The following is a 15,021-nucleotide window of genomic DNA, read 5'->3' as shown; positions in this document are numbered from 1 at the left end:
TATCCCTGTGAACATGTCCCACGATCACCCGCAGTTCACCGAGTACGCCGAAGTCCCCTACCTGGAGCTTCTGGCGCGCGGCGCGGCGGCCGAGGCGTACGACCGGCCGGCGCTGCTCGCGCGCGCCGACGGCGCCGGACCCGAGGCGCTGGCCGCGCTTGAGTCCGCCCGGCAGCTCGCCCTGCGGGTCCGCGCCGACCTGGAGGGCAGACGGCGCAGGGAGGCCGAGCTCTCCGCGCTGTTCGAGACCGCCCACGACCTCGCGGGGCTGCGCGATCTGGACGCGGTGCTGCGGGCGATCGTGCAGCGCGCACGGTCCCTGCTGGGTACGGAGGTCGCGTATCTGAGCCTCAACGACCCAGCGGCGGGCGACACTTATATGCGGGTCACCGAAGGCTCGGTGGCCGCCCGCTTCCAGCAGCTGCGGCTCGGCATGGGCGAGGGCCTGGGCGGTCTCGTCGCGCAGACCGCCCGCCCGTACGTCACATCGAGCTACTTCGACGACGAGCGCTTCCGGCACACCCGGGCCATCGACACGGGCGTACGGGACGAGGGCCTGGTCGCGATCCTCGGTGTTCCCCTGATGCTGGGGAGCAATGTGATCGGCGTGCTCTTCGCCGCCGACCGGCACAGCCGGGTCTTCGCCCGCGAGGAGATCGCCCTCCTCGGCTCGTTCGCCGCCCACGCCGCCGTCGCCATCGACACCGCCAACCTCCTCGCCGAGACCCGATCGGCCCTGGCCGAGCTGGAGCGGGCCAACGAGATCATCCGGGATCACAGCGCGGTCCTGGAGCGCGCCTCCGAGGTCCATGACCGGCTCACCGAACTGGTCCTGCGCGGCGGCGGTGTCCATGACGTGGCGAGCGCGGTGTCCGAAGTCCTGGACGGCACGGTCGAGTTCGCCGACGCCGACTCACCGGCTTTCACCGCGCTCGACCTGACGGGCACGGACGGCCATGCGATACGGAACGGACGGGACTGGGTGGCCACGGTCTCGGCTGGCGGCGAACTGCTCGGCGCGCTCGTGCTGCGCGGCCACCCCGGGCTCGACCCCGTCGACCGGCGCACCCTGGAGCGGGCCGCTATGGTCACCTCGCTGCTGCTGCTCGCCCGGCGCTCGGCGGGCGAGGCCGAACAGCGCGTGCGCGGTGAGCTCTTGGACGACCTGCTGGACACGCCCGGCCGCGACCCCCGGCTGCTGCGGGACCGCGCGGCGCGGCTACGGGCGGACCTGGACGCCCCGCACCTCGTCCTCGCAGCCCGCATGGAAGGGCCCGAGGACGGTACGGCGGAGCGGCAGACCGCCGACCGGCAGCGCATGGGCTCGGCCGCCGCGCATCTGGCGGCGACCCGGCACGGCCTGGCCGCCGCGCGCGACGGCGGCACGGTCCTGCTGCTGCCGCTCGGCCCCGGCGACACCCCGGCCGACGTGGCCCGGCAGCTGGCCAAGCAACTCGGCGCGGCCCTGCGGGAATCCGTCACCGTCGGCGCGTCGGCCCCGGTCGAGGCGCCCGCCGCGCGCCCCGGCTCGGTCGCCGAGGCGTACGGGGAGGCGCGCCGGTGCCTTGAGGCGCTGCGGCTGCTCGGGCGGTCCGGCGAGGGCGCGGCCGCCCCGGACCTGGGCTTCCTCGGCCTGCTCCTCGCGGACACCCGTGACATCGACGGCTTCGTCGACCGCACCATCGGCGACGTCGTGACGTACGACGAAAGGCGCGGCACCGACCTGGTGCGCACGCTCGACGCGTACTTCGCGAGCGGGATGAGCCCGGCGCGCACCAAGGACGACCTGCACGTCCATGTGAACACGGTGGCCCAACGCCTAGAGCGAATAGGCCGGTTGCTCGGGCCGGACTGGCACTGTCCGGCCCGAGCGCTGGAGATCCAGCTGGCGCTGCGCCTGCACGCCATGTCGACGGCGGTCAGACGCTGACCGAGTCCTGGGCGCGGCCCGCGTGTTCGATGTCGTCCAGGTCGCGGTGGCGGGTCTCGTGGGCGAAGGCGATGGCGATCACCGTGAGGACGGCGGCCGCGATCACATAGAGCGCGATGGGGGTGGAGCTGCCGTAGTCGGAGAGGAGGGCCGTGGCGATGAGCGGCGCGGGCGCACCGGCGGCGACCGAGGCGAACTGGGCGCCGATGGACGCCCCCGAGTACCGCATCCGGGTCGCGAACATCTCGGTGAAGAAGGCCGCTTGGGGTGCGTACATGGCGCCGTGGAAGACCAGTCCGACGGTGACGGCGAGGACCAGGTTGCCGAAGTCCGCCGTATCGATCAACGAGAAGAAGGGGAACATCCAGGCACCGACACCGACCGCGCCGATCAGATAGACGGGCCGCCGCCCGATCCGGTCGGAGAGCGCGCCCCACGCGGGGATCACGGCGAAGTGCACGGCGGAGGCGATGAGTACGGCGTTGAGCGCGGTCTGCTTGGCCATCCCGGCCGAGGTCGTCGCGTACACCAGGATGAAGGCGGTGATCACGTAGTAGCTGATGTTCTCCGCCATGCGCGCGCCCATCGCGACCAGGACGTCGCGCCAGTGGTCGCGGAGCACGGCGACGAGCGGCAGCTTCTCGGTGAGGCCGTCGGCTTCGTCGGCCTCGCGCGCCTTGGCGCGCGCCAACGCGGCCTTGAACACAGGTGATTCGTCGACAGAGAGACGTATCCACAGACCGACCATCACCAGGACACCGGACAGGAGGAACGGTACGCGCCAGCCCCAGGAGAGGAACGCGTCGTCGGAGAGGAGTGCGGTGAGCGCCGAGAGCACCCCGGTCGCGAGCAACTGCCCGGCCGGCGCGCCGGTCTGCGGCCACGAGGCCCAGAACCCGCGCCGCCGAGCGTCCCCGTGCTCCGACACCAGCAGCACGGCCCCGCCCCACTCACCCCCGAGCGCAAACCCCTGCACCAGTCGCAACGCGGTGAGCAGCACGGGCGCGGCGGAGCCGACGGTGGCGTGCGTCGGCAGCAGCCCGATCGCGAACGTCGCCCCACCCATCATGACGAGACTGAGCACCAACAGTTTCTTACGCCCGATCCGATCCCCGAAGTGCCCGAACACCAGGGCACCCAACGGCCGGGCGGCGAACCCCACGGCGTACGTCAGGAAGGAGAGCAGCGTCCCGACGAGCGGGTCGGACCCGGGAAAGAACAACTTGTTGAAGACCAGCGCGGCGGCGGATCCGTACAGGAAGAAGTCGTACCACTCGATGGTCGTGCCGATGAGGCTGGCGGCGACGATACGGGGGAGGTTGGTGGGGCGTGGGGGAGCGGTTGCGGCGGAGGACATCAGCACCACTTCCTGGCGTTCGACGGGGACGGTTGTGTGTCGCCATACCGTAGGAACGTGCAGGTCAGGGGCGTATGTGGTGGGGCACCATAGTTGGTTCGGTGAGAGTGACGGCGGCCACCATGAGAAGGAACGAAGGGGCTCTGCGAGGGCATGAGCGTGGCCGCGAAACAGGCTGTCTGAGTTGTCATGTTCGGGCATGATTTGGTGGTGCGGTGCTGACGCCCGTGCTGGTTCGGTGCTGACTAAAATCCCACGTCATCCACCCCTGTCACCGCTCCCGTGCCGACTTGGTGCTGACTACGCGGCGTTGAACTTCCGCATTCGGCACGGATCGGACGCGAGAGTTGCAGAGCCGATCGTGACGGTCAGGCTTGGCAGGGTCGGTACTTGGTGTGCCGATTGGGCTCCGCTCTACGGCCGCCTCGGCGGCTGCAAAGCACGGGTTGGCCCACAGCAGTGACCGGATCAGAGCAGTCGTGCCTTGCCGAGTCGGCCTCAGCCCGGCGTGAAGCTGGGATGACGGCGGTGACGAGGTACTGCTAGTGCAGCGCCGCGTTGATCCTTCGGGGGTTCATGTGGTTTTGAGTGGGCTGCCGTCGTAGGTCCAGCGGTAGGGCTTGGCATCGTGTTCGTCGTAGGCCAAGACGAAGGTGTCGATGGCCGCGGCCAGTGCGCGACCGAACTCTTTGGGGCCGTTCGAAGTCCTGGATGATCCTGGAGATCGGCTGGACCGTCGAGACTCGATCACCACATGGGACACACTGTAAATGCCTCAACATGGAGTTATGGCATAGGGGTTGGCGGGCTTCCCGGGCGGAACGGTTCCATTGTGGGCTGTCCAAACGCAACGTAGCTTCTTGGTGGGCAAACCAGGATCCCAGCGTTCGATGCCGGCCAGGTCCGACAGTTCCCGCGTTGCGGGCTCCAGCCTGCCGTGTACCCGCGGTGCCGATGCCCGGCTCGATGCCGACGACCCCGGTTCGGCATCGACTTGACGAGACGTGCGGTCAACGGGTGTACGACGGTGTCCGGTTGGGGCCAGTGGGCGGCGATCCGGCCCAATGCCCGGGCTGTCGGCGGCGAGGGCGGTCGGCGACACCTGCTCGCCCACCCGGGGCACTCGGGTGGGTAGCGGAGGGGGTCGGGAGCGCACTGAACACCTCCGCGCTAGCGGGGAGGAGTGCGGCGTCCAACCCCGGCGCGGGTCAGCCATCGGAACCCCCTGCGTCGGCGGGGAGGACGACCCGGGCGGGGGGACCGTCACGAAAGGGTTCTGAAAGCTGCGCCTTCCTACGGTGACCGGCGACTTGGAAGACGCCTACTCGGACCCGATCTCAGGGGGATCTGATGGAACGACTCGGAATTTGGGTGACCCGGCACCGCCTGGCCGTCGGGCTGCTGTGGCTCCTCATCACCGCTGTCGGCGTGGTGCTCGCGCCCTCGCTGTCCGGCCGGCTGCAGCCGGGCAGCCACGTCAACGGCCCCGCCTTCACCGCCAACACCGCGATCGCCGCGCAATACGGTGGCGCGGCCGCCGACCCCGGCGTGCTGATCCTCAACACCCCGGCTGGGCAGACCGTCGACACACCGCAGGTCAAGCAGGACCTCAGCCGGATCGACGCCACGCTCGCCAAGGCTGCGCCGGATCTGCGCGTCGTCTCCTTCGCGGCCAACGGCGACGCCGCGCTGGTCGGCGCCGGCCGCACCAGCACCATCGTGCTCGCCTACCCGCCGAAGCCGAACGACGACATCGGCCCGGAGCAGGTCGACCAACTGACCGCCGCCGCACGGCAGGCCGCGCCGGGCCTGACCGTCCACGGCACCAGCTACCACGCCCTGGAAGCCGGGAACACCACGGGCAGCGGCAACTCCTCGGTGCTGAGCGAACTGCTCATCGGGGCGCTGGGCGCACTGCTGGTCCTGGCGTGGGTGTTCGGCTCGCTCCTGGCGCTGCTGCCGCTGCTCACCGCCCTCGTCAGCGTCCTGACGATGCAGGTCCTCATCTACGGCCTCACCTACCTCGTGCCGTCGTCCTCGCCGCTCAACCCCTCGGTGCAGTACATCGTCGCGCTGCTGGGGCTGGGCCTGTCGATCGACTACTCGCTGCTGGTGGTCACGCGCTGGCGCGAGGAGCGCCGGGCCGGGAGGTCCAACGACGAAGCGGTGCTCGCCGCGATGAAGCGGGCCGGGCACAGCGTCGGGTTCAGCGGCGTCGTCGCCTCGCTGGGGCTGTTCGCGCTGATCGTGATCCCCAACTCGGTCGTGCGCGGGATCGGGATCTCCGGGCTGTTCATCCCCTCCACCGCGACGCTCGTCGCGCTGACCCTGCTGCCCGCGATCCTGTCCAAGATCGGGCCGCGGATGGACTGGCCCCGCCGTGCGTCGCGCCGCGATGCGGCGAGCCGGTTCTGGACCGCCTGGTCGGTCGGTGTGATCAAGCACCGGGTGCTGGCGGCGGTCGTCGGCATTGGCCTGCTCGGCGCGCTGGCGGGCACGGCGGCCACGATCGACATCGCGCAGCCGACTACGCACGCGATGGCCTCGGCCGGCAGCTACACCGACGGTCTGCACGCGCTGGAGACCGACGGGTTCCCGTCCGGCACGCTGACCGCCGTCCCGGTCTACGTCCCGCACACCGCCGATGCCCGGGCCGTCGTCACATCGCTGGACTCGCTGTCCAGCCTGCGCGGCGCCGCCGTGGCGGCCGGGCCCGGCTGGTCGGCGAGCGACGGCTCGGCGCTGGTCGTCGCGATCCCGCGGACCGAGATCGGAAGTTCGCACAGCGGCACCGCGCTGGCCGACGTCCGGGCGGCGGCCGGCTCGGTGGCCCCCGGCGCGCTGGCCGGTGGCGACGGCGCGCAGCGGATCGACGCCACGAATGCCACGTACGGCTCGTTCCCGCTGCTGTTCGGGATCGTGGCGCTGGTGACGTTCCTGCTGCTGGCCCGGGGGATGCGGTCGCTGCTCCTGCCTGCGAAGGCGGTGCTGCTGAACATGCTGTCGGTGGCTGCGACGTACGGCATCCTGGTCCTGGTGTTCCAGCACGGCATCGGCATGCGGGCGCTGTGGGGCGTCGGCAGCTACGGCACGATCGACGCCTTCGCGCCGGTCCTGATCTTCGGATTCCTGTTCGGAGTCTCGATGGACTACGAGGTCTTCATCCTGGCCCGGGTCCGCGAGGGCTTTGATCGCACCGGGTCCACCCGTGAAGGCATCATCGAGGGCGTCTCCCGCACCGGGCGCCTGGTGAGCTCGGCCGCCGTGATCCTGTTCTTCGCGCTGGCCTCGCTGTCCACCGCCAACGACGTGACGGTCCGTGAGATCGCCGCCGGGTTGGCGTCCGGAGTGGTGCTGGACGCGATCGTGGTGCGGATGCTGCTGCTGCCCGCGCTGGTCTCGCTGTTCGGGGACTGGAACTGGAGGCTGCCGGACCGGGCCCGCCGTATCCTGCGCCTGAAGCCCGCAGCGGGCCCCGGCATTCCCGCGGCGCGGCGCGAACCCGCGCACACTGCGCACACCGTAAGGGACGCTGGATAGATGCGAGTGCTGGTGGTCGAGGACGAGCCGGACGTCGCCGAGGCACTGGCCTGGGGCCTGGCGGCGGAGGGCTACGTCGTGGACGTCGCGGGCAACGGCGTGGACGGGCTGTGGAAGGCCACGGAGAGCCCGCACGACGTGATCGTCCTGGACGTGATGCTGCCGGGGATGGACGGCTACCAGGTGTGCCGCACGCTGCGCGAGCGCGGGATCTGGACCCCGATCCTGATGCTCACGGCGCTGGACGAGGACCTCGACCACGCCGAGGGCCTCGACAGCGGCGCCGACGACTACCTGCCCAAGCCGTTCTCCTACCCGGTGCTCCTCGCCCACCTGCGCTCCCTGACCCGGCGCGCACTCGGCGCCAGGCCGGCGGTGCTCACCGCCGCCGGCCTGGCGCTGGACCCCGCCGCGCGGACCGTCACACGCGACGGCGAGGCACTGGATCTGACGGCGCGTGAGGTCGCGGTACTGGAGTACCTGCTGCGTGTGGCAGGACGGGTCGTTTCGAAGACCGAGCTGCTGGAGCACTGCTGGGACGTCCATTTCGACGGCGACCCGACGGCTGTCGAAGTGCTGGTGCACCGGCTGCGACGCAAGATCGAGACTCCTGGTGCGGCCGGCGGGTCGATCGTCGACACGGTGCGCGGGCAGGGCTACGTGATCCGGGAGCGGTCGTGACCCTGGCTCAGGTCATCACGAGGCTCCGACCCGCGACGGTGCGCTCGCGGGTGACCATCGCGGCAGGCCTGGCGCTGACCGCGGCCGTCACGCTCGGCCTCGTTGGCATGTATCTGCTCCAGAAGGACTCGGCACAACGCACGGTGCAGAGCCAGGTGCGCACCTACGCCACCCAGATCCAGCAGTCGGCCTCCGCCGACGGCACGTTCCCGAACCCGCTTCCGGCTTCCACCCTCGACCCCGCCGCCGAGGCCCAGGTACTGACCGCCGACGGCCGCGTCCTCGCCGCCACCCGGACCCTGGCCACACTGCCCGCCGTCTACGACCTGCCACCCCGTTCCACGTCCCCGGTCCGTCACAAGGCAGCCGACGGCGTCGTCCCCGGCGAGGTCACCGTCTACGGCGCGCACGTCACGGTCGGCGGACAACCGGTGTCCGTCGTCACCCTGACGCCCACTTCGCTGCTCTCCCAGGTGAACGAGACCTTCGCACGACTGCTGATCATCGGACTGCCGGCGCTGCTGCTGCTGGCCTGCACCACGGTCTGGCTCGTGGCCGGCCGGGCCCTGCGACCGGTCGAGCAGATCCGCCGCGCGGTCACCGACATCACCGACCTCTCGGCGACGGACCTGACCCAACGGGTCCCGGAACCCGGCACCGACGACGAGGTCGGCCACCTCGCGCAGACCATGAACGCGATGCTGGCCCGACTGGAGGACTCCTCCTCCCGGCAGCGCCGCTTCGTCGGCGACGCCAGCCACGAACTGCGCAGCCCACTCACCGCGATCCGCACCGGTCTGGAAGTCGGCCTCGCCCACCCGGACCGGGCCCCGTGGCCGGACATCGCCAGGCGCGCGGTGAAACAGGCCACCCGCCTGGAGACGCTGATCAACGATCTGCTGCTGCTCGCGAGGACCGACGCCGGTAAAGCCGCCGCCCGCCGCGGACGCGTCGAACTGGCGCCACTGCTGGCCGAGCTGACGGAGACCACCGCACCAGCCGACGTCGCCGTCTCGGTCGAGGCGCCGCCGGGGCTGGCCGTGACCGGCGACAGCGCGGACCTGTCGCGGCTCTTCCGCAACATCATCGACAACGCCGTCCGCCACGCGCACACGACGGTTCGCATCACCGCCTCCCCGAACGCCGCCGGCAGCACCGCGAACGGCCTGGTCCGGATCACCATCGCGGACGACGGCCCCGGCATCCCCGCCGAGGACCGGGACCGGGTCTTCGACCGGTTCGTCCGCCTCGACGCCAGCCGTGAGCAGGTCAGCGGCTCGACCGGGCTCGGCCTGGCGATCGTCAGGGAGATCGCCATCGCGCACCAGGGGACGGTGTCCATCGGCGCGGCGGTCGAAGGCGGCGCGCTGGTCACGGTGACGCTGCACGCCGCGGGCGATGCCATTTCATGAGGCCCCGCTGGCGTCGGCTGAACCTTGCGCGCACTGCCCGAACAGGCAGCCTCAGTCCGGCCGACCAGCACCTCCTCACCGAGCGGCTCGACCGAATCGCCTGTCAACCTCACTGGTATCCCATGGCGGTACCTGCCGACACGGTTCGGGAAGTGGACGACAGCCGCCGTCGCTCCGAGGGGGTGAGCATGCCGCCGCCCGCCGCCCGCGCCATGCGGAAGGTCACCAGCCAGCTGGTCGTGGGTGCCAGGCTGCACAGGGCCGACCCGGTGGTGACCAGCGCGAGACCGACCTGGAAGATCCGTCGGCGGCCTACGCGGTCGGCGGTGGCACCGGCCAGGGTCAGCAGCGAGGCCGGGACGAGGGGGTAGGCGTCAAGTGTTCATTGCGGGCCGGAGACCGAGGAGTTCAGGTCCTGCTGCATCGAGGGCGGTGCGACGTTGAGGATGGTGACGTCGAGACTGACCGGCAGCACGCTCAGGCAGCAGGCGGCCAGGACGGGCATGTGGGTTGCGCTGTTCAGCCGTTGGGCCGGTTGGTGGCGTGAGAGGCTGCGAAGTCCCATACCACCGGCAGGAGTTGCTCGGGCGTTTCGATCTGGGGCATGTGGCCGGTACGGAGCAGGAGTTCGAACCGGGCACCGGGAACGGCGGAGGCCCACGCGCGTCCGTACGCGGTGTCGGCGACCTGGTCACTCTCGCCCCACGCGACGAGGACCGGGCGCGTGACCTTGGCCAGGCGCTCACGCAGGGTGGGGTCGGCCATCGTGTGCGGGCCCGAATAGACCTGCAGCGCGGCCTGGTTGGCGGCTGCGACCCCACGCTGCGCGTCGGAGAATGTGCTGGGGTCCACAGCGAACTTCGCGGGGTCGTGGAAGGCCAGCGCGGAAAGTTCGGCAGGTGTCAGGGTGGAGGGGTCGGCGACCGGGTGGCCGGGGACGTGGATGCCCACGGCGTTGACGAGAACGACGCTGCTGACCCGGTCGCTGCGGAGCAGGGCGATCTCGGCGGCGATCCAGCCTCCTATGGAGTTGCCTATGACGGTGACGTCCGCCAGGCCGAGTTCGTCCAGCAGTCGTACGTAGATCTCGGCGAGGGCCGGGACGTCGGTCAGCCGGTCGGGTCGGGCGGTGCCATCGAAACCGGGGTGGACGGGGGTGATGACCTGGGCCGGCCGCTGCTCGGCGAGCAGCCCGGCGAACCCGGCGACGGTCTGCGGGCCGGCGCCGCCGTGCAGGAGCAGGAAGGGGCGCCCCTCCCCCTGCTCCTCGAAGGTGAGGTCGACGTCGCCGGAGCCGAGGGTGAGGGTGAGGGTGATGGTGCGGGTGGTGCTGGTCATGGAGGTCTCCCCATCGGTTACTGACGTGGGTGGGTGACGGTCCGAGCCGTCATGCGTCGTACTCGGTGGCAGGGACGGTGGCGTAGCGGCTCATTACCTGGACGGTCGCCTCAGGGGTCAGCTCCTGGCCGCCGGCGATCATGTCCCGCAGGTCGCGGAAGTACTGCACGTACAGGTCGGGCGTGAAGGTGTTGAGCATCACCGCCGGCTCGTCGCCGTGGTTGGCGAAGGTGTGCGGGGCGCCGGGCGGGATCATCGCGAGCGCGCCGGCCGGGGCGACGTGGGTCGTCTCGCCGACAGTGAAGTGCACGGTGCCGGAGACGACGTAGAAACCCTCGTCGTGCTGGGCGTGGCGGTGCTGCGGCGGGCCCTGCGTGTGCGGGGCGAGGGTGATCTCACCGATCCCGATCCGGTGGCCGGTGGTGCTGCCGTCTTCCAGGATGCGGATCTGCGCCGGTCCCAGGCGGATCGTCTCGCCGTCGTCCGGGCCGACCACGGAAGCCTGTGTCATCGCGTCTCCTTCGTGAGGGTCGACTCTCAGGAGGGAGAGTAGAGGGTCGACTCTCGTCGTGCAAGTGAACTCTCGTGAAGAGAGTCGACAGTGATAAGCTGGGCCGTGAACGGGACGAGCGGGAAAGGGACGCAGCGATGGCGACGCCGATCGACACCGGCCGCAGTAACCAGAAGAGGCGCACGCGGGCTGCGATCGTCGAAGCCGCGAGCGGCCTCATCGCCACGGGCGGCGAGGTGAGCATGCCCGCGGTCGCACGCGCGGCCATGGTCTCCGAGCCCACCGCCTACCGGTACTTCCCCGACCTTCCGTCGCTGATCAGCGAGGCCCTGGTCGGCACCTGGCCGCCCCCTGCCGAGGCGCTCGCCCCGGTCGCGGACTCCACCGACCCCGCCGAACGGGTCGCCTACGCCTGCGAGTTCCTGCTCCGCGGCATACTCCGGCGCCAGGGGGCGGTGCGCGCCATGATCGCGGCCACCATCACCCGCCCCGCGGCGGCGGCCGCGAGACCCGGTGTCCGCTTCGGTCTGATCGACCACGCGCTCGCTCCTCTGGAGGAAACGCTGGGAACGACGGACCCGGAAGCCTTCGTCCAACTGAAGCGGGACCTCGCCGTGGCCGTCAGCGCCGAAGCCCTCTTCACCCTCACCGACCTGTGCGGCCTCGCCCCCGACGTCGCCGTCGCGAGCGCGGTACGGACGGCGACCACGCTGACCGAAGCCGCGGTGCGCGCGGCCGCGCAGGAGTGAGCCGCGGCGTCCGCGGAGGCCCCGGCCGTCACCGACGGCCGGCGGCGCAGAGTTCCCGGCCGAACAGCCTGCTCCGGGCCTGCTCGGTGGAGAGGTCGGGCACAGCGGAATCCGGATGAGGCCAGGCCGTAGCTCGCGCCGAACCGCACGACGTCCAGATCCGGGGTGCGTACCACCGTCTTCGTCTCGGCCGGCCCTGCCGGGCGCAGTGGCCGGCGGCCCTCTTGCAGGACGGCCAGGAATATGACGGGGTGGCGGCCGGGACTGCGTCGCTGTTCAGACAGACCTGGCCGATGTGGGCTTCGGGGGCGGTGAGGCACAGGTCGGTGGCTTCGTTGCGGAGATGGAAGCTGCCGTCGGGCTCGCCGACGGCGGTCCAGCGTTGTCGTTCTTGGTGTCCGCGTAATCGCAAGTGAAGATCACCGAGGGTGTGCCGCGGTGCGTAGCGTCGCTGTTGCGGACGTCGACGCACTTGCCGCTGTCCTTGCCGCGCAGCCGCACCAGGTTGTCGCCGTAGTTCTGGAACTGGACGTCCCGGAACTGGTTGTCCACGTTCTTGCGGGGATGAACGATGACGTCTGTGAGGTTGCCGGTGCCGCCACCTCGTGTGTCGAGGTAGGAGCCGTTGGCGGCGCGCAGCCGCTCCCGCTTTCCGCCGCCCTGCCAGGCCCGTCGGCACGGCGCGAGAGCTCTCCTGCCACAGTTGGGCATCGATGCCGCTGCAGGGTGCCGCCTGCATGTCCGTCTGCCTGCCCATGGCGGTCAGGCACAGGGACGGCCACATTTCGTTGCGCCAAGCACGGGTCCGCTGAGGTCGGGACTGCTGTCCTCGTCGTCATCGCGGGCGGCGGGGGTTTCGGGGTGCCACTGGGCGCCCGGCCCGCTGCAGGGCGCCCAGTGTGATCTTGAAGCCTTCGAACGGGTTGACAGCAGGGCACCGCTCGCACGCCGCGCCCAAGAGGGCAAGACCCGGCGCGAGATCATCCGTTGCCTCAAGCGATATCCCGCCCGCGAGGTCTTCAACCTGGTCAGAACGGTATCCACCGACGCCCCGTTATAGGGGCTGTGTGTGACAGAACGGGCGATGCAGAACCCCGGCTGGCTCGCCTCCATCTGGCGGGGACCCGTGATGTGGGGGATGGTCCGTCAGCTGACTGGAAGGAAGCGGTTGACCCCGGGCGCTCGCTGAAGGCCCGGCTGACGCCGGGGCGGTGCAGAGGTTGGTGTGCGGGGCCGACGGAACCGGGTAACGTCTTTGTCATGTTCTTCCAGACGCCGATTTACGAGTGAGAGCGTGATGGGCCCCTGCTGACGTCCTTCGACGTCGCCGCGCCCGTCCCCCCACCGATGAATCCGTAGATCACCGCACATCATCACCGGGAGAACCCGTGACCGACAGCAAAAACATCAACAACCCCGTGGGCCAGGGTGGCGGCCAGCGCAAGAAGCTGTCCCGTGCCGAACGGCAGAACAACGGTCCGCACCGCAACCTCGACCGCCAGAGTGCCGCCGACCAGAAGGCGGAGCTGGTGCGCAAGATGCGCGAGAAGGCGGGCGCGGCCGACGGCGCTGGGCAGACGGGCGACGACACCGCACAGAACTGACGCACCCCCCCCCGCTGGGCGGCACCGCACGGGGCAGGCCGGACCCCGACGCGCGGTCCGGGCCCTGCTGCCCTACCGGGCGCGGCCGGTCCCGCTCAGCTCTCGGCCGAGCCTCCGCGTCTCAGCTGACTACCCGCTACCGTCGCCTCAACTGCGGCGGTGACCGTCAGACCAATGCCATGGTCCACCGCATTGTGTTCAGCAGCGATGAGTGCGCCTTTCTTATCCGGCAAGTACGAGGTTGTGTAGGCGGGCGACGCCGAGCATCGCGTGGTGTACGCCATCTCCTTTGAGCCGGCAGTCGCGGAGGACTTTCCAGGTCTTCATGCGTGCGAAGACGTGCTCCACACGAGCGCGGACCTGCTTGTGGGACGTGTTGCGCGCTTCCTTCCAGCCGGGCAGTAGGCACAACTCAACGAAATGGCGCAGGTGTTTGATTCTTTGGGTCAGGATGCCTGGCTGAAACCGCGAGCACCGCAACGGCTGCGCCAGCACGTGCACTTTCCCTGCCACCCAGGGGAATCCTGTGCTTCTTCTGTGAAGTGGATGCACGGGTTCAGGGGGACGGCGAAGGCGGATCTGTCCGATTACAGGCAACGTCGAGTTGAGGGGATATCTGAGGATCCATCCCCAAGCAGCCATATGTGAAGTCTCCGGCTCGACGGCCGGTGCCCAGGTGCTGCGCGGAACCTTCAGTGCGGCGGTGCAGATGGTGTCGGTGAGGTTGTGCCGATCGAGTGGGTCAGTCGCCGCCCGCATGGTGAAGGCCGAGCCCCAGAGCTCTCCCCGCTTGCTGCCTCGGCCCGCGCAACGCCTGCCGCTGTGCCGTACGCCGAAGATGTGGCCCGCCCGTGGGACGTCGACGTGCCAGTCATGCATGCCAGCGGCTTGGGTGCTGAACTCCCTTTTGTTCAAGCATGGTTCGGCTTTCGGTGTCGCTTGGTTGCGAGATCCGGGGCGTGTGAAGCGGGCGGTACAGCGGCGAAGTCCCGGTTGTCGAAACCGGGGCCCGAGCTGGCGATGTCGCTTCACTCGATGCTGGTGCCGATGAGACTGGCGGCGACGATACGGGTCGGGGGTGCGGTGTGCGTGCGGCAACCATGACCAGGGGTTGAGGATTCTCGACGTTGCGTCAGGCGCGTGTCGGCCAGGGCAGGGTGACGCTGCCGCCCGTCGGGAGCGCGTGCCAGGTCGTGGCGAACTCGTCCAAGCGCGCCAGTACGCGCTCCACCACGGGCGACTTGAGGATGGCGGGATCCAACCGCGTGAACCACGACGGCGGCTCGGCGAGGTGGCCCGACCTCAGCTCCCACAGCGGCCGGCACACGGAGGCCAGTTCCTCGGAGCGGGCCATGTCGGCGTGCTCGGCCGGACTCGGTCGCCGCTTCGCTTCGTGGCGTGCCTGGCGTTTGCGCGCCGCCGGGTCGGCCGGCCAGAAGATGTTGTTGCGTCCGGCGGCGATCCGGCCGAAGGCACCACCGGACAGCCGCGCTTCGGCCTCGACCAGGAAGTGCACGGCGTCATGCGGCAGGTAGTCGTGGTAGCCGGGGCCCTGCCGTGGCGCCAGCTCCGGGCCGTGCTCGCGGACGACCGTCATCAGATACCGGCGCCCGGCGAGCTTGGTGAACGTCACGTCCATGGCGGGCACGGTAGTGGGCGCCATCAGCACACCGCACACGGATTTCGGCAACCTGGGCCGGTAGCTCTGTCCGTGGAGCGGCCACACCCCTCGTCGCCCCCCCCAAAGCCCCCCACCGCCCCCGGGCCACCCATGTGTCGGTAGAGGTTTCTGCTCGGTGCGGTCAAGTTGACATCGGTGTCTGTCAAGAGACTGGAAAGCCCCTTTCCATCGATTGACCGTGTCACCTCGGCTCTGCTTGGCTTCCGCGCAGCGATCGG

At 70.1% G+C, this 15,021-nt stretch carries 12 protein-coding genes and 3 pseudogenes; 7 read left to right on the top strand and 8 right to left on the bottom strand.

Features of this window, described 5'->3' with window-relative positions:
- Positions 1–13 precede the first annotated feature (13 nt).
- A complete protein-coding gene (locus tag BG418_RS16375) occupies positions 14–1,930 on the top strand; it encodes a GAF domain-containing protein (protein WP_188274619.1) in 1,917 nt (638 codons plus the stop codon).
- On the opposite strand, the gene BG418_RS16370 is transcribed toward BG418_RS16375, so the two are convergent.
- Positions 1,920–3,287, bottom strand: a complete 1,368-nt coding sequence (locus tag BG418_RS16370; protein ID WP_188274618.1) for an MFS transporter — start codon at positions 3,285–3,287, stop codon at positions 1,920–1,922. The two genes, BG418_RS16375 and BG418_RS16370, sit on opposite strands and share 11 nt — an antisense overlap.
- A gap of 1,350 nt (positions 3,288–4,637) precedes the next feature.
- Between BG418_RS16370 and BG418_RS16365 the strand changes: the two genes are divergently transcribed.
- From BG418_RS16365 to BG418_RS16355, 3 genes are read left to right on the top strand one after another with little or no spacing between them, the layout of a single operon-like run.
- On the top strand, positions 4,638–6,827 hold the full coding sequence (locus BG418_RS16365; RefSeq protein ID WP_188274617.1) for an MMPL family transporter: 2,190 nt from the start codon (positions 4,638–4,640) through the stop codon (positions 6,825–6,827).
- A complete protein-coding gene (locus BG418_RS16360; protein WP_188274616.1) occupies positions 6,828–7,508 on the top strand; it encodes a response regulator transcription factor in 681 nt (226 codons plus the stop codon). It abuts the gene before it with no gap.
- Complete coding sequence (locus BG418_RS16355) at positions 7,505–8,920, top strand: ATP-binding protein (protein ID WP_188274615.1); 1,416 nt, start codon at positions 7,505–7,507, stop codon at positions 8,918–8,920. The genes BG418_RS16360 and BG418_RS16355 overlap by 4 nt, the downstream gene beginning before the upstream one ends.
- A 109-nt stretch (positions 8,921–9,029) precedes the next feature.
- Here BG418_RS16355 and BG418_RS41200 read toward each other — a convergent pair.
- From BG418_RS41200 to BG418_RS16345, 4 genes and pseudogenes are all read right to left on the bottom strand, one after another.
- A pseudogene (locus BG418_RS41200) lies at positions 9,030–9,281 on the bottom strand (hypothetical protein); the annotation flags it as partial.
- A 21-nt stretch (positions 9,282–9,302) separates the two neighbouring features.
- Positions 9,303–9,425 (bottom strand): hypothetical protein, encoded by a 123-nt coding sequence (locus BG418_RS41195; RefSeq protein WP_398999035.1) that lies wholly within the window; start codon positions 9,423–9,425, stop codon positions 9,303–9,305.
- Between the two features lie 14 nt (positions 9,426–9,439).
- Positions 9,440–10,258, bottom strand: a complete 819-nt coding sequence (locus BG418_RS16350) for an alpha/beta fold hydrolase (protein WP_188274614.1) — start codon at positions 10,256–10,258, stop codon at positions 9,440–9,442.
- Positions 10,259–10,307: 49 nt separating this feature from the next.
- Positions 10,308–10,769, bottom strand: coding sequence for a dimethylsulfonioproprionate lyase family protein (locus BG418_RS16345; RefSeq protein WP_188274613.1), 462 nt, complete (start codon positions 10,767–10,769; stop codon positions 10,308–10,310).
- Positions 10,770–10,906: 137 nt separating this feature from the next.
- Between BG418_RS16345 and BG418_RS16340 the strand changes: the two genes are divergently transcribed.
- Positions 10,907–11,518, top strand: coding sequence for a TetR/AcrR family transcriptional regulator (locus BG418_RS16340; RefSeq protein ID WP_188274612.1), 612 nt, complete (start codon positions 10,907–10,909; stop codon positions 11,516–11,518).
- Positions 11,519–11,794: 276 nt separating this feature from the next.
- Here the strand turns inward: BG418_RS16340 and BG418_RS16335 are convergent, their stop codons facing one another.
- Complete coding sequence (locus tag BG418_RS16335; RefSeq protein ID WP_188274611.1) at positions 11,795–12,229, bottom strand: RICIN domain-containing protein; 435 nt, start codon at positions 12,227–12,229, stop codon at positions 11,795–11,797.
- Positions 12,230–12,437: 208 nt separating this feature from the next.
- Between BG418_RS16335 and BG418_RS39900 the strand changes: the two are divergent.
- Positions 12,438–12,578, top strand: a pseudogene (locus tag BG418_RS39900) (IS110 family transposase); the annotation flags it as partial.
- Between the two features lie 328 nt (positions 12,579–12,906).
- Positions 12,907–13,122, top strand: a complete 216-nt coding sequence (locus BG418_RS16330; RefSeq protein ID WP_188274610.1) for a DUF6243 family protein — start codon at positions 12,907–12,909, stop codon at positions 13,120–13,122.
- 222 nt (positions 13,123–13,344) lie between these two features.
- Here BG418_RS16330 and BG418_RS16325 read toward each other — a convergent pair.
- Both BG418_RS16325 and BG418_RS16320 read right to left on the bottom strand, forming a co-directional pair.
- A pseudogene (locus tag BG418_RS16325) lies at positions 13,345–13,524 on the bottom strand (transposase); the annotation flags it as partial.
- Between the two features lie 730 nt (positions 13,525–14,254).
- The gene (locus BG418_RS16320; protein ID WP_188274609.1) at positions 14,255–14,761 is read right to left on the bottom strand and encodes a hypothetical protein; all 507 of its coding nucleotides are present in this window, start codon (positions 14,759–14,761) and stop codon (positions 14,255–14,257) included.
- Positions 14,762–15,021 lie beyond the last annotated feature (260 nt).

Origin of the sequence: Streptomyces sp. CBMA152 (assembly GCF_014596475.1) — a bacterium.
GTDB lineage: Bacteria > Actinomycetota > Actinomycetes > Streptomycetales > Streptomycetaceae > Streptomyces.
The sequence above is the reverse complement of the archived record's forward strand: the minus strand, read 5'-3'. Positions and strand labels throughout refer to the sequence as shown.